We start from the raw sequence: 23,270 nt of genomic DNA, 5'->3' as shown, positions 1-23,270 counted from the left end.
GTGAAGAGAGGGTGATAGCGTGCGATTCGGTTATTTTGATGACGTCAACCGTGAATACGTGATCACAACTCCTCAAACTCCGTATCCATGGATAAATTACCTGGGAACGGAGGACTTCTTTTCCATCATATCTCACATGGCAGGGGGTTACTGTTTTTACAAAGACGCGAGACTCAGAAGAATAACGAGGTTCAGATACAACAACGTTCCAACGGATGCTGGAGGAAGGTACTTTTACATCAGAGAAGAAAATGGAGATTTCTGGACACCCACGTGGATGCCTGTGAGAAAAGATCTTTCCTTCTTTGAAGCGCGCCACGGTCTTGGATACACAAAGATCACAGGTGAAAGGAACGGCCTGAGAGCCACCATCACCTACTTTGTGCCAAGGCATTTCACAGGAGAAGTTCATTACCTCGTTCTGGAGAACAAAGCAGAGAAGCCAAGGAAAATAAAGCTTTTCTCCTTTATAGAGTTCTGCCTCTGGAACGCTCTCGATGATATGACCAACTTCCAGAGAAACTACAGTACGGGTGAAGTGGAAATAGAAGGTTCTGTGATTTACCACAAGACAGAATACAGAGAAAGAAGAAACCACTACGCGTTCTATTCTGTGAATCAACCGATAGATGGTTTTGACACAGACAGAGAATCCTTCATAGGTCTCTACAGCGGTTTTGAAGCTCCTCAAGCGGTGGTGGAAGGAAAACCCAGAAATTCCGTCGCGAGCGGGTGGGCACCGATCGCTTCACATTACTTAGAGATAGAACTCGCTCCATCCGAAAAGAAAGAACTCATCTTCATTCTCGGGTACGTAGAGAATCCAGAGGAAGAAAAATGGGAAAAGCCCGGTGTGATAAACAAAAAGCGAGCAAAAGAGATGATAGAAAAATTCAAAACAGGTGAAGATGTTGAGCACGCCCTGAAGGAGCTTAGAGAATACTGGGACGACCTTCTTGGAAGAATACAGGTAGAAACCCATGACGAAAAACTCAACAGAATGGTGAACATCTGGAATCAGTACCAGTGTATGGTCACATTCAACATATCTCGAAGCGCTTCGTACTTCGAGTCTGGAATCAGTAGAGGAATAGGTTTCAGGGACTCGAACCAGGATATCCTGGGTTTTGTTCACATGATCCCGGAGAAGGCAAGGCAGAGAATACTCGATTTGGCCTCTATCCAATTCGAGGATGGAAGCACTTACCACCAGTTCCAGCCGCTCACCAAGAAGGGCAACAACGAAATAGGAGGAGGCTTCAACGACGATCCGCTTTGGCTCATTCTCTCAACGAGCGCTTACATCAAAGAGACAGGTGACTGGAGCATACTGGGCGAAGAGGTTCCCTTCGACAACGATCCGAACAAAAAGGCATCACTCTTTGAGCATCTGAAGAGATCTTTCTACTTCACTGTGAACAACCTCGGCCCCCATGGTCTTCCATTGATAGGAAGGGCCGATTGGAACGATTGTCTCAACCTCAATTGTTTCTCGAAAAATCCCGATGAGTCCTTCCAAACAACCGTCAACGCCCTCGACGGAAGGGTAGCGGAGTCCGTCTTCATAGCGGGGCTCTTCGTTCTTGCCGGAAAAGAGTTCGTGGAGATCTGCAAAAGACGAGGACTTGAGGAAGAAGCGAGAGAAGCGGAAAAACATGTGAACAAAATGATCGAGACCACTCTGAAATACGGCTGGGATGGTGAATGGTTCCTCAGGGCGTACGATGCCTTTGGGAGAAAGGTGGGAAGCAAAGAGTGTGAAGAAGGTAAGATCTTCATAGAACCACAGGGAATGTGTGTTATGGCAGGTATCGGTGTGGACAACGGATACGCGGAAAAAGCTCTCGATTCTGTCAAGAAATATCTCGACACACCCTACGGACTCGTTCTTCAGCAGCCGGCGTACAGCAGATATTACATCGAGCTTGGTGAGATCTCGAGTTATCCACCGGGCTACAAAGAAAACGCGGGGATCTTCTGTCACAACAATCCATGGGTAGCGATAGCCGAGACTGTTATAGGTAGGGGAGACAGAGCCTTTGAGATCTACAGAAAAATCACACCGGCTTATCTCGAAGACATCAGCGAAATACACAGGACTGAGCCGTACGTCTACGCTCAGATGGTTGCCGGAAAAGATGCACCGAGGCATGGAGAGGCGAAGAATTCCTGGCTCACGGGGACTGCTGCTTGGAGCTTTGTGGCGATCACTCAGCATATACTCGGGATAAGGCCTACTTACGACAGCCTGGTAGTGGATCCCTGCATCCCGAAAGAATGGGAAGGATTCAGGATCACAAGAAAGTTCAGAGGAAGCATCTACGATATAACGGTGAAGAATCCCTCTCATGTTTCCAAAGGTGTGAAAGAGATCATTGTTGACGGGAAAAAGATAGAAGGGCAAGTACTTCCGGTTTTCGAGGATGGAAAGGTGCACAGGGTTGAAGTTGTGATGGGCTGACCTTTTGTTCTCCGAAGGAGTGTTTCAGAGTTTTGACGGAAAAGGTTTCCAGGTTCCCCGGTGTTTTTCCATTGATTGTGATAGGGGTTCCAGGATCTGTTGATAAGACTCACAAGAAATTGGCATTCGCTCCAAATCTCAACAGATGGAGAGACATAGATGTAGAGAAATACTTCAAAGTGTTCGAGGTGTATCTGGAGAACGACGCGAACCTTGCGGCTCTCGCGGAAATGATGAGAAACAAGCACTTCGGTGATAGAAAGAACATCGTGTACATACTCGTCAGAGAAGGAATAGGTGGAGGCATTATCATCGAAGGGAAACTCTACAAGGGTTCTTTCAACGCAGCTGGAGAGATCGGGCATATGAAAATGTACGACAGGGGACCGTGTTTTTGTGGAAGGGTCGGATGCTGGGAGGCCAACACCTCCATTTCCCACTGCGTCCGTCAGTATGAAAAGAAAAAACCTCTTCCGGGGAACACCATGTACGAAAAATTCGAGACACTCTGCAGAATATACGAAGAAGATCCACTGGCTAAGGAAGTACTGGATGAATTCACCGGTATCCTCATAGATGGTATTGTGAATCTTGTGAACATTTTGAGTCCGGAGATCGTGATTGTTGGTGGAGAAGGTGTGTTTCTCCCTGAGAGCGTGTTTGAGGTGATCGTGTCAGAAACGAGAAGACAGGTTCATCCAATGGATAAAGAAGTTTCCGTGGAAAAAGGTAGTCTCTCCAACAAAGAGGTGGTTCTGGAGGGAACTTCGATACTTTCTTCCATGATGATAAGTGAAAGACTGGTGTAAAATGAGGGGGTTGCCCCCCTCACTTTTCCACGAGGATCCTTATCTTTCCGTCACCGCATGGAACTACAAGATGATTGCCCACCTTAATGAGATGTCCTATCTTTTGATCAGAGGCTTTCAAAGAAGTCTTCAAAGTCAGATCTGGAAAAGCAAAAATTTTGATACTTCCATTCCAGGTTCCAACAAAGAGTTCTTTTTCATCGACGAACAGAGAAGACACTGGTTCGTTCAGGTAGATCTCTTTGACTTTTGAACCCGTATCCAAATTCCAGAGAATGACCTTTCCGTCTTCTCCACCTGAGACAAGAAAGTCCCCAGCGAATTTCACAGCGTTTACGTTTCCTCTGTGACCTTCCAGCAGAAATACTCTTTCTCCTGTGTCCGCAGAGAGAACTTCTACGTAACCTATCTTGTCTTTTGGATCAGAGTAAGAAACTCCGAAGGCGATGAATTTGTTGTTCATATCAATCGTTTGGATCATTTCGTGTTCTGTGTCTTTTCTCCATATCTCTTCGAAGGATGGATATCTGAACAGAGCGACACTTCCATCGTAGAATCCTACTGCCATTCTATCGTTTTGAAGAGCAATGTCCATTGTGCTCGTCGTGCCAACTTTGATTCTCTTCACGAGCTTTCCATTTTCCAGGTTATAAATCTTGAGTTGATTGCTATCCAGACAGGAAATGATGTTGTTTTCTACTGTCAAAAGCTTTCTGACTCCTGATAAAGCCTTTATCCTGTGTTCAGCAATCCCCTTCTCAGTGTTCCATATCAGAATTTCTCTGTCGTCACTGCCGCTCACAATGAATTTCCTGTCGCTTGATAAAGCTACTGTGTTCACCGAGAGTTGGTGACCGTAGAGAGAGTATTGAAGCTCTAAGTTGGCGTTCCACACTTTGACAGTTTTGTCCATTCCGTAGGTTGCTATGCTGCCGTCATCTGAAGAGACGAAAAGAACAAAGTTGTTATGAGCGTCGATTGATTTCACCACTTCGTTTTTCTGAATGTTCAAAACCACAGCTTTGTAGTCGTCGGCTACAAAAATGAGACTGTCATTTTCAAGAAAAGCCACATCGTTCACCGTTATGACGTGGTCGTACTGGAGGACGAGATTTCCATTCGAGGCGTTCCATACCTTTACGGTGTTTCCCCCACAGGTTGCGATCAACTGTCCATTCTCTGAGAACACGATCTTTTTGATTCCTTCAGGATGGGCCTTGAGGGGAATGGAAAATGATTGATTCGAGAGGTCTCTGATCAGTGCAAGTCCGTTGGCCAGTCCCACGACGTATCTGTTCTCATGGGCGGCGATTTGAACAACCGATGGTCCAAGCTTTTGAGAAGAGATTTCCCCTCCATCTGGGAAAGACCATACTCTCACGGTTCCATCAAAGGAGGCGCTCAGGATTTTACTGCCCGCCACTGCGACGGAAGAAACACCTTTCATGTGACCTTTGAGGAGTTTTATTTCACCTGTTTCCAGATTCGTCACACCAACTGTTTTGTCGTCCGAAGCGCTCACGATAAACCCGTTTTCAAAGGTTACTTCGTTTACTCTGTTGTCGTGGACTTTGAAAGCTCTGTAATAGGATCCGTCTTTGTAAACGATGATTTCACCGTTTCCCGTTCCAAGTAAGAGATAACCATCTTTGAATGCTAAAGATGAAATGTCGCTGAATCCCAGCACCTTCTCGAGTTTGAATGTTTGAGAGAAAATCAGGATCGATACAACGACTAAAACCAGTGTCAGTGATTTTTTCATCGGCTCACCCTCCTGAAATTAGGTTTCAAAGCCCCAGCTCACGCTGGGGCTTGACCATTGAGATTTTACAACTTTTCACTCTCTGTACAGAACGTACGCGGAAAGCGGATCGAGTTCTATTGTTCCTTCGACGGTTTCTATCACTTCTGTTCCGGCTTTCTGGCTGTTCACAACCACATTCCATTTTCCTTCTGGCAGTTTGTATGTTGTCTTCTCTAAGTTTCCATTGTAAATCACCACGATGTCTTTCCAGGGATCACCACCTGCGTGGTCTTTAAGCATGAACGCAACTATTCTTCTCCCGCCCGGGAGAAATTCCAGGTGTTTTTTGATCTCTTCAGCGTTTTTCAGCCTGAAAGCAGGGTGTTCTTTTCTGAGTTTTATGAGACCCTTGTGGTAATTGAACACGTCTATGAACTGAAGTTTTCTTTCGTAATCGAAGCCGTTTATCGAGATAGGGGCGTTGTAGGAGTTGTCGTTGAAATTCTTCGTCCTGCAGAAGTCCTGCCCTCCGTGGAGGAAAGGAACACCTTGAGAAGTGAGAAGTATCGCACCAGCCAGTTTCTGGGCGTTTTTCAGTTCTTCTTCGGTCCATTCCTTTTTCTTATCAGCTTTGGCGGCAAGGTAGTTCTTGTCCCACAGTGTGTGGTTGTCGTGACACGCTGCGTAGTTTATAGTTTCTTCTGGATCAAGGGCGAAACTTTTGATGAGTTTTCCGTCGTAGTTTATGCTTCCAACAACACCCCTTTTGATCTTGGTTTCCTTTCCGTATCCTCCCATGACGAATCCCTTGACGCTCGGGTTGAACACGGAACCCCTTATTGCGTCTCTGAACTCATCGTTGAAAGCTGCCACGTGTGTGCCGGCGACATCGCTCTTTCCAAACCTGATCGGTGCTCCCCATCCACCCCACGGTTCGCCGTAGAGAATGATAGTTGGATCGATTTTATGAAGAGCTCTTTCGACTTCGAGCATTGTCTTTTTGTCGATGAGACCCATCTGATCGAACCTGAATCCGTCTATGTGATACTCCTTTACCCAGTAGGTGACGGTATCGACTATGAATTTTCTCATCATGGGTCTTTCGCTTGCGATGACGTTACCACATCCGCTTTCGTTCAAATAGGCACCTGTCTTGTCGATTCTGTAGAAGTAGTACGGCACCGTCTGATCGAACGCAGAGAGTTCGCCTATACCGTAGGTGTGAGGGAACACCATGTCCATAATCACACCTATACCGTGTTTGTGAAGGGCTTTGACCATTTCTTTGACTTCTCTGATTCTCGTGTGTGGGTTTTTGGGATCGGTTGAGTATCTGCCCTCCGGAACCATGAACAGGTAAGGATCGTAACCCCAGTTGTAGTACTTCTCGAAATCTTTATCGAGTTCGTCGCCTGTGTAGAAATCAAAGAAAGGAAGTATATGAACGTGTGTAACACCGAGTTCCACAAGGTGCGAAAGGCCTGTTGTCACACCGCCCGGTCCTTTCGTGTTTTCTTCGGTGAGCCCGAGATAGAGGCCTTTGTTTTTTACCCCGGAGTTTTCGAGTCCTGTGATGTCCGCTATGTGTATTTCATAGATTATCGCGTCTTCGTATCCTTCGATTTTCGGTCCCCTGTCGTTTTCCCATCCTTCTGGGTTTGTCCTGGCAAGATTCACAACGGCGCTCTTTTTGCTGTTTGCGTAAACCGCTTTCGAATAAGGATCGACGGTTGTTCTGATCTTTCCGTAGTTTTCCAGCTGATAGAGGTAGAACACTCCGTCGAGATCGCCTTCAACAACCGCTTCCCAGACCCCGTTTCCCTTGTATTCCATGTTCACAACCTGGTACGGTTCTGTGTCTTCTCCGTTTTTGAAGAGAAGCACCTTTACCCACTTAGAAACGGGGGACCAGACTCTGAATATCGTCTTCTCTGGAGAATATACGGCTCCGAGCTCTCCATCGTAATAGTAGTCGTCCAGGATCTCCATCATGATGACTCTTGCCGGTTTGTAACCTTCTATGATCAGTTCCACGTCTTTTCTGAGGTCTTCTTCTTTCAGGGATTCAGAAAGGACGATTCTCACGTAGTTCGTCACGTCTATGTCCGTGGGATCGGCCTTTTCCACTCTTGAGACGGGAATCTCTTTTCCGTCAACAGTAACCTTGAAGAGTTCTTTCTTTTTCGTATCCACAGGATTGGTCAGAAAAGCCTCGATCACCTTGTTCGACCTTGCCTGTGCGAAGAAGATTCTGGGAGATGTGTCTGGTTTTTCGTAGAAAATCTCTTCCACTCCCTGGAGTATCCACACTTCAGCCTTTCCGTCTTTTATCTCTATGAACCTGTCTTTTGCCACGTCTTTTGCCTGCCACTCGTTCAGCCTCACTATGATCCCCACCTTTGTAAGATCCATTGGTAATTTCACTACTGCTACTTTACCAAAATCATCCTCACCTGTGAACTGATAAGCTTTCCCTTCCTGAGACACAGGCTCCACGGGCCATATCCAGAGATTCCATCCATCGTATTTTCCATCGTATCTGTGATAGTGGACTACGATGGTGGTTTCTGAGAATATCAAAGCGGAAAGGAGGAGAACAAGTAACAACCAGAGTTTAGTCTTCACCTTGAATCACCTCACAATCAGAAGTTGACTTCACCTTGGAAATCCAGATAGATGTTCTTGTATGCGTCGTAAGTTACTCCAAGTTTTGCGCTTGCGAATTCGTTTCTGAGCTCCCCAAAGACGGTTATTTTGTCGGGGTCGTTTTCAAAGTTGTCGTAGTCTCCGTATCTGTAGGCCAATCCGAGGACATAGGTGTCATCGAAAACGTACCCTGCGCTTACCGTATACGTTTTGTTGTTGAAATTGTAATCCCCGTAGAGTTCCAGGTTGAAGAGATCAATGCTTGCTTTGAGAAATCCTTTGTCTTCTGAAGATGTTTTTTCATAGTACAGGTAGTTGACATCGAAGTTGTCCGAATCGACTTCGAGGTTCACAAAGTAGAGAACGGGCTTGGCAAAGATTAAACCGGTCCAGACGGTTGTTTTTGCTCCAAGAAGATCAAAGGATAAGAAACCTGCGAGGTCTATTTTTTCTATCCCAAGCAAGTAATTACTTCCAAAGTAGGTACCGAAATTCTCTCCCGAAACTCCTATCAAAAATCTTTCCTTTTCCGCGTTTGTGTCAAAAGCGACATCAGCTGTGAACTTGTAGGAAAGGAAAGAAATACCGAGACCAAAGCCTGTTTCGGCGAACCATTCTTCGTAGGGCTTCCCTTCCACCAGAGATGCCACGTTGTAGTGTCCGAAAACCTCGAAGCCGTCCTTTTCCACCTTTATGTTCGCGCTGTCCAAGAAAGAGCCTTCCGGTTTGAAATTCAAGGTTGCTTTCAAGAAGTCGGTTTTTACACCGAGAGTGAGTTCATGGGAGCTTTCGAGAGATTTGAGGAAGGTATCCGTTGCGTATTTGTAAGTCAGATCAATGGAGTATTTCCCGAAGAACGGAGTCTCACTCTCAGATTTCTGTTCCAGTGGTTTTATGACGAGTTTTCCATCCTCTTCAGAGAGCATGAAAGCGCCGTTTTTTCCACCGAATCCATCCGGGACATAGGAAGGCGCGTTGGGATCTTCTTGCCAGACCTGATTTCCCGCTATCGTGAAGACGTACTTGTACTGATAAGTGCCAGGATTGAGCTTGATTCTTGCCACCCAGAGGTTCCCTTCTTTTTCCATTGGATTCGCTGTAGTGCTCCAGTTGTTGAAACTTCCCGCAACGTAAGCCTCGGAAGCTTCTGGCTTTCTAACGGCGAAGACAACAAAACCGTCTTCCACGCTGAGTCCTTCTTTCAGCTCGGATTTTTCAACCTCTTCTGGTTCGGCTTCTGCGGTTTCTTGCTGAGCGACTTCGGGTGCTTCTTCTGAAGTCTCTTCTTGGACAGTTTCCTCGATGGGAGATTTTACCTTCAGTTCTCCGTTTTCTTCATAAACTTCGAAAACACCGTTCTTTCCTCCAAAACCGTCATCGGCGAAAGCGAAGGCGTTGGGGTCGGTTACCCACTCTTCACCGTTCACAACGAACTTGTATTCATACACTCCGGGACCAAGTTCCAGTACTCCTTCCCACCATCCGTCTCCAAGTGGGTACATCTCTATTTCTTCTGCGTTCCAGTTGTTGAAACTTCCAGCTATGGTTACGAATTCCGCTTCGGGATTGTAGTATTTGAGAACCACTATACCGTCTTCGACAAAGATGGTGTCTTCCCTGTCGGGGTTAGGCTCGTATTTCTTTGATTCTTCTTTCTTCTGAGGACCAACGATGAAAAGCTCTCCGTCTTTTTCCACCAGTGTGAATATTCCGTTGTAGCCTCCGAAACCATCGTCCACGTATCCGGGTGCGTTGGGATCTTCTTTCCACGTAGTTCCATCTATCACGTATTTGTATTGATACGTTCCGGGTTCGAGTTCGAGCTCTGCTCTCCAGAGACCGGGTTCCACTTCTTCCATTGGAAGCGCTGTGGGATTCCAGTTGTTGAAGGTTCCTGCGAGGTACACCACCTTGGCTCCTTCCCACTCGAAGGTGAAAATCACTTTTCCGTTTTCTACAAAGACATCAGAAAATACGAAGGCACTCAGCAAAAGCACAGAGAGAATGAGAAGTTTTTTCATACCTTAGACACCTCCTTACCACCACGTTGAATATTCAAGAGAGATTTTCTTGACAAAGTTTATCTGGCTGGAGAAATCGCCATCGCCAAGAGAGAGTTTGAACTCGGACTTTTCATCCGTGAACTTCAGCTCGTAGTAGGCTGTGTACGCCTCTGTGTAGAGAGTGTTCAGATACTGCCACTTGGCGAAGAAGTTGACACTGCCGAAGTTTTTCCACAGTTCCGCGTAGAATACCTCACCCATCGCGCTTGTGGAATCGTGGGCGGGTTTGCCGAACTTGTAAGAGATCTTTCCATTGAAGCCAATGAAGCTGAAGTTCTTTCCAATTTCCATTCCGAAGTCATCCCAGTTGAGAATGTCAGAATCGAATTTCGTTCCTTCCTTCCAGGCCTTGAACCAGACATCACCGGAAGAGTACTCGACACCGTATTTGGGAGTCTTCGATGTGAATTTGTAATCGAACCAAAGCTTGAAGTCGCCGAATGTCGTCCAGAGGTTTGCGAGTATCTCACCTTCGAGATCGTTGTCGTTCACGTAGTCACAGTAGTCAAGGTATGTTTCTGAACCTACTCCGGTGAGTTTCACTCCGTGTTTCCAGTCTGCGGTTGAAATACCAAACATGTAGAAGAAATTGTTTGATCCTATCTTTTCCTCGTTCTCATAACTCACACCGAATTCTCCAAAATACCTGAGGCCCGGTTCCCAGTTGAAATCGAAGTACATGTCGTTCACTGTGGAGCGTTTCCCGAGCATCGCGCTGAAGTAGAAATTCGAAAGATTTCCTCGGTACTGGAGATAAGAAACATCTCCTGTGGTCACACCTCTGAAACCGAAAAGCTCAATTTCAAGTCCATTTCTAGAGTCGTTGAAGCTGTAGATTCCAAGCCAGTCACCTGTAGATCCAAAGACTCTATTGTAGTAGGCTTTGAGATCCACCAGGTCTGTATCGAGGGCGATGTATCCGGAGTCGAGTTTCAAATCTTTGGTTGTGAAATCGCCGGAAAGACTGTTCCCCGAGAGGTACAGCTCAGTGTAGCTGGATCCGCTCTGGTTTTCCAGATCGTAGGAGTAACCCACCTTGAGAGAACCCGTTGGCGAAAAGGAGAACACGTAAGAAAACGCAAGAAGACACATTATCAAAACAGCGAGTTTTTTCATATTCCTCACCTCACTCCACATAGGCTTGAAGTGTGCTCGTTTTCGGATCGAATTCTATGACGAAAGTTCCGTCTTTGTCCGCGGTGAAGGTGGCGTTTTTACCGTATCCGGCTTCGTAACTGGTTCCATCGAACTGTTCTTCGTAAGGAGTCCAGTCGGTGTTTCTTGCGATTTTGTATTGTATCGTTTCACCGGAAGAGACGGTGCGGCCTGTGTTCAAAACAAACTTTCCATCTTGGTAGGTCATCTCTTCGAGCGTCCAGTTGTTGAAATCTCCGGCGCAGTACCAGGGAGGTGTTTCTTTCTCAGAGTCTCCCACTCCCTTTGCTGTGTCGTTTTCCATCAGGTTCGGTGTTGCGTATATGGTGACGGTGGCTCCAACGAGCTGTTTCCACAGAGGAATCTCGGAAGTGGTCTTCACTGGTTTTCCGTTTTCAACAACCACAACCTGATACCAGGCGATGTCATTTTCAAAGCTCAAAACGGAAGAAGGAAGCTCCAGGGTGTAGAAATCACCCTGAAGCGCCATTTTGTATTCGGAGCTCGGCACACCGTTTGAGAAATCTCCTATCACATAAACACCGTCCGGAAGCTTTATATTGAGCAGTGTCATACATCCAGAAAGAAACGTAATCAACAAAAGAGCTGGGATTATCTTTTTCAAGGAGATCACCTCCTCAGTTCACTTGGAGAAGATAGAGATTCGTGAAAGTATCAGAGTCATTCCATTCGTCGGCATTATCAATTGTAGAATCATCATCAGGAATGCTGTCTACAGCCGAACCACTACCACCTGTTATCCAAACGATCAAAGCCACGTCCTGTTTTCCTCCAATGGCAGACCATGGAATCGCTATTTCCATCGTTTGAAGTCCACTACTAGTGTCACCGGTGTAATCGAACGTTCCTCCAGCATCAGCTATTGATCTATAATTCCAGTCTAAACCGTTCCATTCGCAGAAGTTGTTACTATCAAGACCTGACCCCCCGGCCCACCAGAAGTAGATCTCGTAATCTACCGCATAATCAGCGCCGAAGCTTATCTTTCTTCCCCACGCATCGCTGTCTCCTGTGTAACCGCTGGGTTTTGTGTCGATACCTATTCCATAGGCAACATCCCAGGATCCGGAGTTTTGAGTATCGAATCCTATGTAGAGGTACGTCGCATCGTAGGTCACGTAGAGCCGGTACAGATTTGCTCCATTTCCACCGCCAGGATTCGTGCTTGTTGCCACAGGGGTTCCAAAATCGCTCAGATCTCCGTCTACAACAATCACACTTTCAGTGGGCTGCTCCGGTTCAGAGGTCTGGTTTATTTCCTCACTCACGTTACCTTCTTTGTCGCAAACAACGAAATTCACAACAGGTGCTGGCTGTGGAATACCACCATTTTCCGCCGAATCGTGGTCTGGCTGATTTGGATAGAAGTCTCCTACCCACTGATTTCCGCCACCCGTTCCACCGCTGATGGCGAAGACAGCTTTCACCTGGTTAACTTGTTCGGAGATTGGGATCTTGAGTTCTGCTATTGTAGATCCAGTTCCAAACTGGGCGGTCACTTGGTCGGTGATATCTGTGAGGCTTCCATCCTGAGACACTCTCCAGACTTTGTATTCGTTGCTCTGATTCACTTCAACGATGAGATCTATGTCGCCGTTGGGGTTTGTGAAGTTTCTGTTTCCATCGTTCAAACCCGTGTAGGAGACTGTCTGAGCTCCGGTCACACCGACAAGATCGATCAAAACAAGAAAGACATTAACGTTTCCATCGCCTCCTATCACATATTCACCGGCGATGTAGATGTTTGCACCATCGAAGAGCAAACCTGCCTTCAAAAGCTCGTTGTCAGCTCCCCATTTGGAATCATCTGCTGCGTCTTCCTTGATCTTGCTTCCCCAGTCGCTGAGAGAACCATCGGTGGTGACCATATCTTTGACGACAGGTGGTGTTCTCAGACATCCGTAAAGAACAAGAGATAAGACCGCCAAAACCAGGAAGAGTTTTTTCATTTTCGCACCTCCTCACTTTTTGAAAATGTACGCTTTCATGGGATCCACAGTGAAGGATTCACCCGCTGAAAAAGACACGTTTGACTCGTTCCAGATGAAGTTTTCAAAATCTACCTCGAGAATCATCGTCATGTTTTCTTCAAAAGTGAAGCTGTTTTGCCAGACTGGATCCGGATTCAAGACCACCAACAGCTTTTCGTTGGAGGATTCTCTGTAGAACGCTATGAGGTTTTTCCAGTCCCTGAAGATCGTTTGATCTCCATTCAAAATGGCGTCGTGATCTTTTCTGAAGTTGAGAATGAATCTGATGAAATTCAAAAGACTCTTCGGATCGCTTTCCTGTTCTTCGACAGAAAAGCCATCGTAAGGATCGTCATAGATACATCCGTCAACATCAGCGTTTCCAAAGGTTATCCCCGCGTTTTTGTAGACTTCCTTTGTCCAGAAGGTTTGACCTTCTCCTGTACCGCTTGCGTACCACTGCATCGGCTCTCTCACCGGCTCGTCATATACAGGACCGTGCCACTTGAAACCTCTCGTTCCAATTTCACCGCCGTAGTAGATAACAGGAGATCCTTTCAGTGTGAATATCAGAAAATACCAGAGAGCAGCACGTTTTTTGATGAACTCGTAGTCGGACTCGGAGAACTTTTTGTAATGTTCTTGAAGATGGGAGAAGAACCTGTGGAGATCGTGATTCTCAAGAAACAGGAAAGACTCCTCAACCCAGTTGTTTTCTATCATTCCATCCTGCCCTTCTGGGTAGTTCCTTATACTGTACATGAGGGCGAAATTGAAAACGGGAATTGGATATAGAGAAAGATCGTACGTGTTTCCGCTGAACACCTCTCCCACAAGTATGGCATCGGGCTTTTTGGAAAGCACATAATCTCTGAACCATTCAAAATATTCGGCCGACTCCTGTATCCCATCGTCCCAGGACCAGCCATATATGTGCTTTGCAGCATCTATTCTGAATCCATCAACACCTTTGGAAATCCAGAAATCCACGATTTTCTTTACTTCTTCTCTCACTTTCTGACTGTCGTGGTTCAGATCCGGCATGTTATAGCCAAAAAGTCCGAAATACCAGACTTTTTGACCCTTTGAGTTGATCTTCCAGTGCCAGTGATCCTGACCAGAATGATCTTCAAGACTCATTATGTAGTAGTCCCAGTACGGAGAGCTGGTCGTGTTTTCCACGGCGTCTTTGAACCAGGGATGCTCATCGGATGTGTGGTTGATCACGAGATCCATTATTACCTTTATTCCGTTCTCATGGAGCACCTGGATCATGTTTTCGAGATCTTCCATGGTGCCGTAGTCTTTCTCGACGTTGTAGTAGTCTGTTATGTCGTATCCATGGTATGAAACAGCCTCGTTGAAGGGCATAAACCACACAGCGTCAACGCCGAGTTCCTTCAGATAATCAACTTTCTGAGAAACACCGTTTAAATCTCCCACTCCGTTCCCGTCTCTGTCGTAAAAAGAGCGAATGAAAATTTCGTAGACGACGGGGTATTTTACTTCTTCAAGGTTGGAGCTAGTACCATCTGTGTTTGTGCTGTTTGAATGTGGATTACTTGAAACGAGGGATTGACTCATAGACGTTTGAAAGCAGGAGGTGAGGAAGAGTAAAAACACAAAAGCAAGCAGTAAAAAAGGCTTCTTCACAACCTTCACTCCTCATTTTCGAAACATTCCACGATCAATAAATTAACACAAATCCGTCTGTTTATATTAACACCCAATTCATAACATGTCGATAGGGTTAACGGAATTTCGATATTTCTGAATGAAACAGTTGATGAGTAATTTAAAAACACCGATTCGAATCCAGATTGACATCACGAAAATTCGGTGTTAAAATCCTTAGTGAAACATTTTGTGAATTTTCTGACGGTAAACTCTTTGTAATCTAAAGGAGGTGTCCATGGTGAAGAGACTGCTCGTTTTAATGCTTGTTGTGGTTTCTGCTCTGGTGTTATCACAAACAAAGCTCACCATCTGGTGTTCCGAAAAGCAGGTTGACATCCTCCAGAAACTCGGGGAAGAATTCAAGGCAAAGTACGGAATCCCTGTTGAAGTTCAGTACGTCGATTTTGGAAGCATCAAATCCAAATTCCTGACGGCGGCTCCACAGGGACAGGGCGCAGACATCATTGTTGGAGCGCACGACTGGGTAGGAGAACTCGCCGTCAACGGTTTGATCGAACCCATTCCCAACTTCTCTGATCTGAAGAATTTCTATGACACGGCTCTCAAAGCTTTCTCTTACGGTGGAAAACTCTACGGAGTCCCGTACGCCATGGAAGCGGTTGCTCTCATCTACAACAAGGACTACGTTGATTCTGTTCCTAAGACCATGGACGAGCTCATAGAAAAAGCAAAACAGATAGATGAGGAATACGGAGGAGAAGTCAGAGGTTTCATCTACGATGTCGCCAACTTCTACTTCTCTGCGCCGTTCATTCTAGGTTACGGAGGATACGTCTTCAAGGAAACACCTCAGGGACTCGACGTGACAGACATTGGACTCGCGAACGAAGGAGCAGTCAAAGGTGCGAAACTCATAAAGAGAATGATCGATGAAGGTGTTCTCACCCCTGGTGACAACTACGGAACGATGGATTCCATGTTCAAAGAAGGTCTCGCGGCTATGATCATCAACGGACTTTGGGCTATAAAATCCTACAAAGATGCAGGTATAAACTACGGAGTCGCTCCTATTCCTGAGCTCGAGCCGGGTGTTCCTGCCAAACCGTTTGTTGGTGTTCAGGGATTCATGATCAATGCCAAGTCTCCAAACAAAGTGATCGCTATGGAATTTCTCACGAACTTCATTGCGAGAAAAGAAACCATGTACAAGATATACCTCGCAGATCCAAGGCTTCCTGCGAGAAAAGATGTTCTTGAACTCGTCAAAGACAATCCCGATGTTGTTGCGTTCACCCAGAGTGCTTCCATGGGAACACCGATGCCAAACGTGCCGGAAATGGCTCCTGTCTGGTCTGCCATGGGAGACGCTCTCAGCATCATTATCAACGGACAGGCCAGTGTCGAAGATGCTCTCAAAGAGGCTGTGGAAAAAATCAAGGCACAGATAGAAAAATAATTCGAAGTGCTATCATTAGTCAAAGAAGAGGGGGACTTTTCCCCCTCTTTTAAAAATTCAGGGAGGGAGGTCTGATCGCTGTGAAAGGGCTTCTCAAAATCTTTCTGATATTGTTTCTTGCCGTATTCAACGCAGGAATGGTCTGGGCAGGAATTTTCCTGCTTCAAAATTCTTATTATGAACTTGGAATCGTTCTTCTCACGCTTCTCGTACTCATAGATTACTTCATCTTCAACCCGAAGCTTATCCTTACAGATACACCATTCCCGCTTTGATATTACTTTTTGTGCTCGTTCTCTATCCCATATACTTCACGGTGAAAGTTGCGTTCACCAATTATGGAACAGGACACCTCATGACGAAACAAGAGGCCATCGAGAGAATTCTTTTCGACCCGAATTACACTTATGTTCCAGAGAGCGCTGAACCTGTTGAATACATGGTTTTCTCCGTGTTCAACGGTTTGAATCCTACCGAGGATTTTGTTGTTCTCTTCGAGAAAGATGGGAACATCTACATTGCGGACGCCCCGTTGTCACAAAGAGGAGTGGGAAAGAGGTCCTTTTGAGAGAGTCAACTCTCTTTCCCGTGAAGGATGGAACCGCCGAAGTGAATGGGAAGGTTTATGAGATAGTCCCCTGGCCCGCTTCCATAAAAGAGGTGAACGCCGTCTATTCAGACGGTAAAATTTACAAACCGCTTTACTCACCTGAAGAGGTTTCCCTGAAGAGGTACGAACCTTTCTTCAAGGTAAATGTGGTTCAGAAGTATCTCAACAGGGCAGAGTTTTGGCTCGAGGATCAGAGTTACATGTTCAGAATAGGTGAAAACGGTGAGTGGAACTTTTATCCAGTGAAGAGGCTTTATTCTCTGTCTTTCGAAGAATCCCTCGAAAACGGAAGGATAACAACGAAACTTGTGGTGAAAAACAATCTCACTGGAAGGCATCTCGTTGAAAGGGAAGGTGCTTTCTACGATTACGACGAAAATGGAAGAGAATTTTTCGTGATTGGATACATGGAATACATTGGTTTCAAGAACTTCTCCAGGATATTCACCGATCCGAAGATCGCTGGTCCTTTTTTCAAGGTTTTCACCTGGACGTTCACCTGGGCAGCCCTCAGCGTTCTTTTAACGTTCGCGATAGGTCTTTCCCTCGCTCTTGTTCTGAACGATAAAACACTGAAGGGAAAGAACGTGTACAGGACGTTACTCATTATTCCATGGGCTGTGCCAGCTTTCATTTCCGTTCTCGTCTGGAGAAACGGGATGTTCAACGAGACTTATGGAATTCTCAACCGATTTGTTCTTCCGTTCTTGGGATTGGATCCGGTGAAGTGGTTCAACGATCCGTTCTGGGCGAAGGTCGCAGTTCTCACCGTCAACACGTGGCTGGGATTTCCGTACATGATGGCCGTCTCACTCGGAGCTTTGCAGAGCATTCCAGAGGAGCTCTACGAAGCCGCTGCGATCGATGGAGCTGGAAGGTGGAGAAGGTTCTGGACTATCACGTTTCCGCTTCTGATGACCACTGTGGCTCCTCTGTTGGTCGGAAGTTTCGCTTTCAACTTCAACAACTTTGTGAACATATATCTGCTCACCGGTGGAGGTCCCGCAATGGCTGGAACCACAACTCCTGTTGGACACACGGACATTTTGGTCTCCTACGTTTACAAACTCGCGTTCGAAGGAGGAAGAGGACAGGACTTCGGTTTTGCCAGTGCCATATCCATCATCATATTCTTCCTCGTTGGAGGAATCAGCTTTGTGAACTTCAAACTCTCTGGTGCGTTTGAAGAGGTGAGTGAATGATGGTGAGAAAAAAGAATAGATGGCTCACGCATGTTCTTCTAACACTTCTTGTTGTTGTGGTTCTCTTCCCCATCGTTTGGGTTGTTTCTACCTCTTTTAGGAGGGATGAGGCGGCTTTCTCCCCGAAACTCTTCTCGTCTCGTCTCACCCTTCAGCACTACAAAGATCTGGTGGCACCTGAGAAAAACCTTCCCGTTCTCATACAGGAGATGCAGAGCCTTGTTTCCAGGGTTGAACCTTTTGATAACGTTTCCAGAGAGAAAGCAGACCGTCTCATCGAAGATCGAATCAGAAGATTTGAAAATTACCTCGCTGAAACGAAGAAGCTTTTGGAGGACGTCAACGCGAGAAATTCGAAAATAGAAGAGACGCTTTCCCAGAGGTTCTCCGATGTGTTGTCTTACACAAAAGATGTTCTGGAAGAGGCAAAGAAATTGACTCAGGAGCAGATGGATAAAACCCCATTGCCCGATTCACAGAGGATCGCTGTTGCACTCTATGAAAAATTGAAAGGGAAAAACTTTAGAAGTGCTGAATTTCAGGCTTTGAAGGACGTGATCGAGAAAGTAGTGGGTTACAGCGTTGAGAATCAGGACACTCTGAACGATGCCCTTTCTGAACTTGGACTGGTTTATGAGAAAGAAGTAGGAACGCTCATGAAAGAAATTGAAAAACTCGAAGGTGAAATTGAAATCCTTCAGAGAGAAATAGCCGTCCTTGAGAAGCAGAAGGAAACCCTTGAAAAAGAAATCTTGGAAAAACAAAAAGTACTCGAGGTTTTGAAGCCTGATATCGATTCCGTGAGCGAAGTTCTCGTCAAACTCAAGGAAATGGTGCACAGTGTCAGAAACAGTAAAGTGGAAACTGCTTTCCCTTATGAAGACTCAAGATTGAAATCTTCACTCGAAAAACTTCTGTCTGAACTCAACACTCTCTACGACAAGATCTCTGCTTTTTCTGATCTTTCGGATCTCTCAGAAAAGATATTTGCCATGAAGAGTTCTTTAGAAGAGATAAACAATGTGGTAAGCGAAGATGGTGACATTTCCAAAAAAGCCCTCTATGGAAGCTTTGTTCAATCCTTTGAAGAGACGGTTCCTATTATTGAAGGAATTGTAGAGAAAGTGAGCGACGGAATCGACGATTTCGTTCAGAAGATAAAGGATTTGAAAGATATAGAAAACGAAATCATGGTACTAACAGCAAAACTCGATGGCCTAGAGAAAAGCTTGAACAATGTGAGATCCTCCCTCTCTGAGAAAGAGAAAGAAATTTCTTCGGCGAAGATGTATCTGGATCTCAAGATCTTCAACCATCAGATCCAGAGCAGAATCGATTCTCTTGAAAGCATGAAATCTTTCAACAACGCCGCGCAGATAAAGCTTCTTTCGATATACAAGACTCTCAAGAACTTTGTGAGTAGCTATGTGTCGGAATACGGAGGAGACGATTTCATCGGAAAGATAAGAAAACTGGCAGCGAAGCTCTCCTGGATAGAAGACTACAGAGATCTGAACAGAAGGATAGAAACGGGTTACAAAAACGCTGTGGAAATCGTTGAAAAAGCTCAGAATATCCTCGATGACTTCAAGGGAAGTTATTCGAATCTTCTCGATCTTTCCTTCAAAGGACTTTACGTTTCCTCTGAGCACCTTGAAATGCTGTACGACCTTGTGAAGATGAACTTCGTTCAAGAAGTTCTCACGAACACAGCAGTGGCTTCGAGAAAGGCAGGAACTCTGATGGACACCATTCCTTTGAAGGAATTGAAGTCCGATCTCAAAAAGATCGATGGAGATCTCTACAGGCTCGCACAGATATGGGAGCAGAAGACAAAGCATTACTTCCTCAGATGGGTCATGAACTCGGTGATCGTTGCAGGCCTTGTTTCACTCATCACCACGGCTGTTTGTGCCCTGGCGGCCTATCCGTTCAGCAGAATGAGATTCTGGGGAAGGCAGTACGGAATCATGGCTCTTCTTCTCATTCAGATGTTCCCAGCCATCATGTACATGGTTGCAATATACGGTCTTTTGAAGCTCATCGGTCAGTTCCTTCCATTCTTGGGACTGGATTCTCTCGGAGGCTTGATATTCGCTTATCTCGGTAACATAGCTTACAACATGTACCTCATAAAGGGATTCTACGACACCATTCCTTCGTCTCTCGAAGAGGCCGCTATGATCGACGGTGCAACCAGATTCCAGACCTTCTACAAGATAGTCGTTCCACTCGCTCTTCCGATCCTCACGGTCATAGTGATACTCACCTTCATCGGGACGTTCAACGAGTTCGTCCTTGCAAGGATCATTCTTCAGGACGTGAAAAACTACACTTACGCTCTCGGCCTCTGGACGTTCTCAACGGGTGCTTATGAAACAGAGTGGGGCCTTTTCACGGCTGCCGCTCTCCTCGGTATGACACCGATGGTGATACTCTTCCTGTCCCTCCAGAAGTACATAGTGGGTGGACTCACGAAAGGATCGGTGAAAGGATGATGTACCCGATGCCGTCTTGGGTTTACGACAGTGTCGTGTATCAGATCTTTCCAGATAGATTTTTCATCGGAAAGGGAAAAACGGTGGAAGACAAAAAGGATCTGTACCTGAAGCGGGGAGGAGTCATAGAGAAATGGGGAGTTCCTCCCCGCAAACTTCCCGGTGCTCAGCACGTGAAGATCTTCTACGGAGGAGATCTGTGGGGAATAGCCGAGAAGGTCGATTATTTTGAAGAACTTGGAATCAACGTTCTGTACCTCACTCCTATCTTTTTGTCCGATACCAATCACAAGTACGACACGATCGATTACTTCAGGGTGGATCCACAGTTCGGCGGAAAGAGGGCTTTTCTGCACCTTTTGAGGGTTCTCCATGAGAGGAGTATGAAACTCATTCTCGATGGTGTGTTCAACCACGTTGGGAGTCAGCATCCGTGGTTCAAAAAAGCGAAGAAAAACGATCCAGAGTACGTGAACAGATTTTTCCTTTACAAAGATAGGCACAGATCGTGGTTCGACGTTGGAAGCCTTCCCGAGCTGAACGTGGAAGTCGAAGAAGTGAAGGAATACATTTTGAAAGTTGTCGAGCACTACCTGAAACTGGGGATAGACGGTTGGAGGCTGGATTGTGGCCACGATCTTGGACCTACCGTCAACCTGTGGATCAACATGAAAGTGAAAGAGTTCTCAGCGGAAAAGTACCTCGTGAGTGAGATATGGACTTACCCGGCAGGATGGGATATGGTTGATGGTCTGATGAATTACAACTTCAGAAACCTTGTGCTTAGTTATGTGAACGGCGAGACGGATTCCATAGGTTTTCACCTGGAAAGAGCTTACAGGGAGACGAAGAACATATTCGGTTGCTGGAACATGCTTGACAGTCACGACACCCCGAGACTCGCCACAATGGTTCCCGACAGAGACCTGAGAAAACTCGCTGTAGTTCTTCAGTTCACTTATCCCGGTGTTCCGCTCGTTTACTATGGAACAGAGATAGGTCTCACAGGTGGAGAAGATCCAGAGTGTCGTGCCACCATGGAATGGAACAGAGAGAAATGGGATGTTGATCTGTTCGAGTTCTACAAGAAGATGATCAGACTGAGAAGGACGGATCCAGGTTTGCGCTTTGGAGAGTTTGTCTTGCTGAACGACTCACCTCTCGCGTTTCTCAGAAAGGCTCCTCATCCTCTTCAAAACACCATCGTGGTGGTGAACCCAGGAGAAGAGAAGGTGCTGGTTCTCTCCATTCCCGACGGGAAAATTATGAACACCACTCCCCTTGTCGATGTGTTCAGCGGAGAAAGATTCCACGTTGACGGCGGGGTTGTGAAGCTTCCCCTTCTAGCGAGATCTTTCAGAATTCTCAAGCCCGAGGATCTGAGAGTGGGTAAGTACAGATTGTACAAGAGAGTTTGAAAAAATTCATTGAAGATTCCGGCTGGCTTCCGGCCAGCCTTTTAATTTTTTAAGAAGCGTTTGAATTCATGGAAAAAACGTTCGGAAAGTATATAGTTGTAACTGGTGGATACGAAATACAGGGAGGTGTTTTTATGCCATCTGTGAAGATCGGTATCATCGGTGCGGGGAGCGCGGTGTTTTCTCTGAGGCTTGTGAGTGATCTTTGCAAAACGCCGGGACTCTCTGGCAGCACGGTCACCCTCATGGATATCGACGAAGAAAGACTCGACGCTATTCTGACCATCGCGAAAAAATACGTTGAAGAAGTGGGAGCGGATCTGAAATTCGAAAAAACCATGAATTTAGATGACGTCATCATCGACGCGGATTTTGTGATAAACACAGCGATGGTGGGTGGCCATACCTACTTGGAGAAGGTCAGACAGATCGGTGAGAAATACGGCTACTACAGAGGAATAGACGCTCAGGAGTTTAACATGGTCTCCGACTACTACACCTTCTCCAACTACAACCAGCTCAAGTACTTCGTTGACATAGCAAGGAAGATAGAGAAGCTCTCCCCAAAAGCCTGGTACTTGCAGGCAGCGAACCCCATTTTCGAGGGAACAACCCTTGTGACAAGAACGGTTCCCATAAAGGCAGTGGGATTCTGCCATGGACACTACGGCGTGATGGAGATCGTAGAGAAACTGGGGCTGGAAGAAGAAAAAGTAGATTGGCAGGTCGCAGGAGTGAACCACGGTATCTGGCTGAATAGGTTCAGATACAACGGGGGGAACGCGTATCCCCTCCTTGACAAGTGGATCGAGGAAAAATCAAAAGATTGGAAACCAGAGAACCCCTTCAACGACCAGCTCTCTCCCGCCGCGATAGACATGTACAGATTCTACGGTGTGATGCCCATCGGTGACACCGTGAGAAACTCTTCGTGGAGGTACCACAGGGATCTTGAAACCAAGAAGAAGTGGTACGGTGAACCCTGGGGAGGAGCAGATTCTGAAATAGGCTGGAAATGGTACCAAGACACGCTTGGAAAGGTCACGGAGATCACAAAGAAGGTGGCAAAGTTCATCAAAGAAAATCCGTCCGTGAGGCTCTCCGACCTTGGAAGTGTTCTGGGGAAAGACCTCTCAGAAAAGCAGTTTGTGCTCGAAGTGGAGAAAATTCTCGATCCAGAAAGAAAGAGTGGAGAGCAGCACATCCCATTCATCGATGCGCTGCTGAACGATAACAAGGCAAGATTCGTGGTGAACATACCAAATAAAGGTATCATTCACGGAATAGACGATGACGTGGTTGTTGAAGTCCCAGCCCTTGTGGACAAGAACGGAATCCATCCCGAGAAGATCGAACCACCGCTTCCAGATCGCGTGGTCAAGTACTACCTGAGACCCAGAATCATGAGGATGGAAATGGCTCTGGAGGCGTTTCTAACGGGTGACATAAGGATCATAAAAGAACTTCTCTACAGAGATCCAAGGACAAAGAGCGATGAACAGGTAGAAAAGGTGATCGAGGAGATCCTCGCACTTCCAGAAAACGAAGAGATGCGGAAACATTATCTGAAGAGATGAAA

The 23,270-nt window shown here is 46.1% G+C and carries 13 protein-coding genes and 1 pseudogene; 7 read left to right on the top strand and 7 right to left on the bottom strand.

Features of this window, described 5'->3' with window-relative positions:
- Positions 1-19: 19 nt before the first annotated feature.
- Complete coding sequence (locus tag TM_RS09395) at positions 20-2,461, top strand: GH36-type glycosyl hydrolase domain-containing protein (RefSeq protein ID WP_004082399.1); 2,442 nt, start codon at positions 20-22, stop codon at positions 2,459-2,461.
- Between the two features lie 32 nt (positions 2,462-2,493).
- Positions 2,494-3,270, top strand: a complete 777-nt coding sequence (locus tag TM_RS09390) for an ROK family protein (protein ID WP_010865418.1) — start codon at positions 2,494-2,496, stop codon at positions 3,268-3,270.
- A 19-nt stretch (positions 3,271-3,289) separates the two neighbouring features.
- Here TM_RS09390 and TM_RS09385 read toward each other — a convergent pair whose 3' ends face one another.
- From TM_RS09385 to TM_RS09355, 7 genes are all read right to left on the bottom strand, one after another.
- Positions 3,290-5,032, bottom strand: a complete 1,743-nt coding sequence (locus TM_RS09385; protein ID WP_004082390.1) for a WD40 repeat domain-containing protein — start codon at positions 5,030-5,032, stop codon at positions 3,290-3,292.
- 75 nt (positions 5,033-5,107) lie between these two features.
- Positions 5,108-7,639 carry a type I pullulanase gene (gene pulA, locus TM_RS09380; RefSeq protein WP_004082389.1) on the bottom strand — a complete coding sequence of 844 codons (2,532 nt, stop codon included), beginning with the start codon at positions 7,637-7,639 and terminating at the stop codon, positions 5,108-5,110.
- Positions 7,640-7,656: 17 nt separating this feature from the next.
- A complete protein-coding gene (locus TM_RS09375; RefSeq protein ID WP_004082388.1) occupies positions 7,657-9,681 on the bottom strand; it encodes a glycogen-binding domain-containing protein in 2,025 nt (674 codons plus the stop codon).
- Positions 9,682-9,696: 15 nt separating this feature from the next.
- Positions 9,697-10,839, bottom strand: a complete 1,143-nt coding sequence (locus TM_RS09370) for a hypothetical protein (RefSeq protein ID WP_004082387.1) — start codon at positions 10,837-10,839, stop codon at positions 9,697-9,699.
- Between the two features lie 10 nt (positions 10,840-10,849).
- A complete protein-coding gene (locus TM_RS09365; RefSeq protein ID WP_004082386.1) occupies positions 10,850-11,503 on the bottom strand; it encodes a hypothetical protein in 654 nt (217 codons plus the stop codon).
- Between the two features lie 13 nt (positions 11,504-11,516).
- Complete coding sequence (locus tag TM_RS09360) at positions 11,517-12,848, bottom strand: hypothetical protein (RefSeq protein WP_004082385.1); 1,332 nt, start codon at positions 12,846-12,848, stop codon at positions 11,517-11,519.
- A 12-nt stretch (positions 12,849-12,860) separates the two neighbouring features.
- Positions 12,861-14,522, bottom strand: coding sequence for an alpha-amylase family glycosyl hydrolase (locus TM_RS09355; protein ID WP_004082384.1), 1,662 nt, complete (start codon positions 14,520-14,522; stop codon positions 12,861-12,863).
- Between the two features lie 262 nt (positions 14,523-14,784).
- Between TM_RS09355 and malE the strand changes: the two genes are divergently transcribed.
- The 5 genes and pseudogenes from malE (at position 14,785) to aglA (ending at position 23,268) form a co-directional block, all read left to right on the top strand.
- Positions 14,785-15,963, top strand: a complete 1,179-nt coding sequence (malE, locus tag TM_RS09350; RefSeq protein ID WP_024103758.1) for a maltose/maltodextrin ABC transporter substrate-binding protein MalE — start codon at positions 14,785-14,787, stop codon at positions 15,961-15,963.
- Positions 15,964-16,043: 80 nt separating this feature from the next.
- Positions 16,044-17,775 (top strand): annotated as a pseudogene (locus TM_RS09345) (DUF4896 domain-containing protein).
- Entirely contained in the window at positions 17,772-20,273 is a 2,502-nt protein-coding gene (locus TM_RS09340) for a sugar ABC transporter permease (protein ID WP_004082381.1), read from the top strand. Before TM_RS09345 ends, TM_RS09340 begins: the two are co-directional and overlap by 4 nt.
- Complete coding sequence (aglB, locus tag TM_RS09335) at positions 20,270-21,691, top strand: cyclomaltodextrinase (RefSeq protein ID WP_004082380.1); 1,422 nt, start codon at positions 20,270-20,272, stop codon at positions 21,689-21,691. The genes TM_RS09340 and aglB overlap by 4 nt, the downstream gene beginning before the upstream one ends.
- 134 nt (positions 21,692-21,825) lie before the next feature.
- Positions 21,826-23,268, top strand: a complete 1,443-nt coding sequence (gene aglA / locus TM_RS09330) for an alpha-glucosidase AglA (RefSeq protein WP_010865414.1) — start codon at positions 21,826-21,828, stop codon at positions 23,266-23,268.
- Positions 23,269-23,270: the final 2 nt, after the last annotated feature.

The organism is Thermotoga maritima MSB8, assembly GCF_000008545.1.
GTDB classification, from domain to species: domain Bacteria; phylum Thermotogota; class Thermotogae; order Thermotogales; family Thermotogaceae; genus Thermotoga; species Thermotoga maritima.
The sequence above is the reverse complement of the archived record's forward strand: the minus strand, read 5'-3'. Positions and strand labels throughout refer to the sequence as shown.

Bases quoted from the DNA above. Each gene is read 5' to 3' on its own strand.
- TM_RS09385 (WP_004082390.1), bottom strand. From the start codon at position 5,032: ATGAAAAAATCACTGACACTGGTTTTAGTCGTTGTATCGATCCTGATT.
- TM_RS09375 (WP_004082388.1), bottom strand. From the start codon at position 9,681: ATGAAAAAACTTCTCATTCTCTCTGTGCTTTTGCTGAGTGCCTTCGTA.
- TM_RS09370 (WP_004082387.1), bottom strand. From the start codon at position 10,839: ATGAAAAAACTCGCTGTTTTGATAATGTGTCTTCTTGCGTTTTCTTAC.
- TM_RS09360 (WP_004082385.1), bottom strand. From the start codon at position 12,848: ATGAAAAAACTCTTCCTGGTTTTGGCGGTCTTATCTCTTGTTCTTTAC.
- TM_RS09340 (WP_004082381.1), top strand. From the start codon at position 17,772: ATGATGGTGAGAAAAAAGAATAGATGGCTCACGCATGTTCTTCTAACA.
- aglB (WP_004082380.1), top strand. From the start codon at position 20,270: ATGATGTACCCGATGCCGTCTTGGGTTTACGACAGTGTCGTGTATCAG.
- aglA (WP_010865414.1), top strand. From the start codon at position 21,826: ATGCCATCTGTGAAGATCGGTATCATCGGTGCGGGGAGCGCGGTGTTT.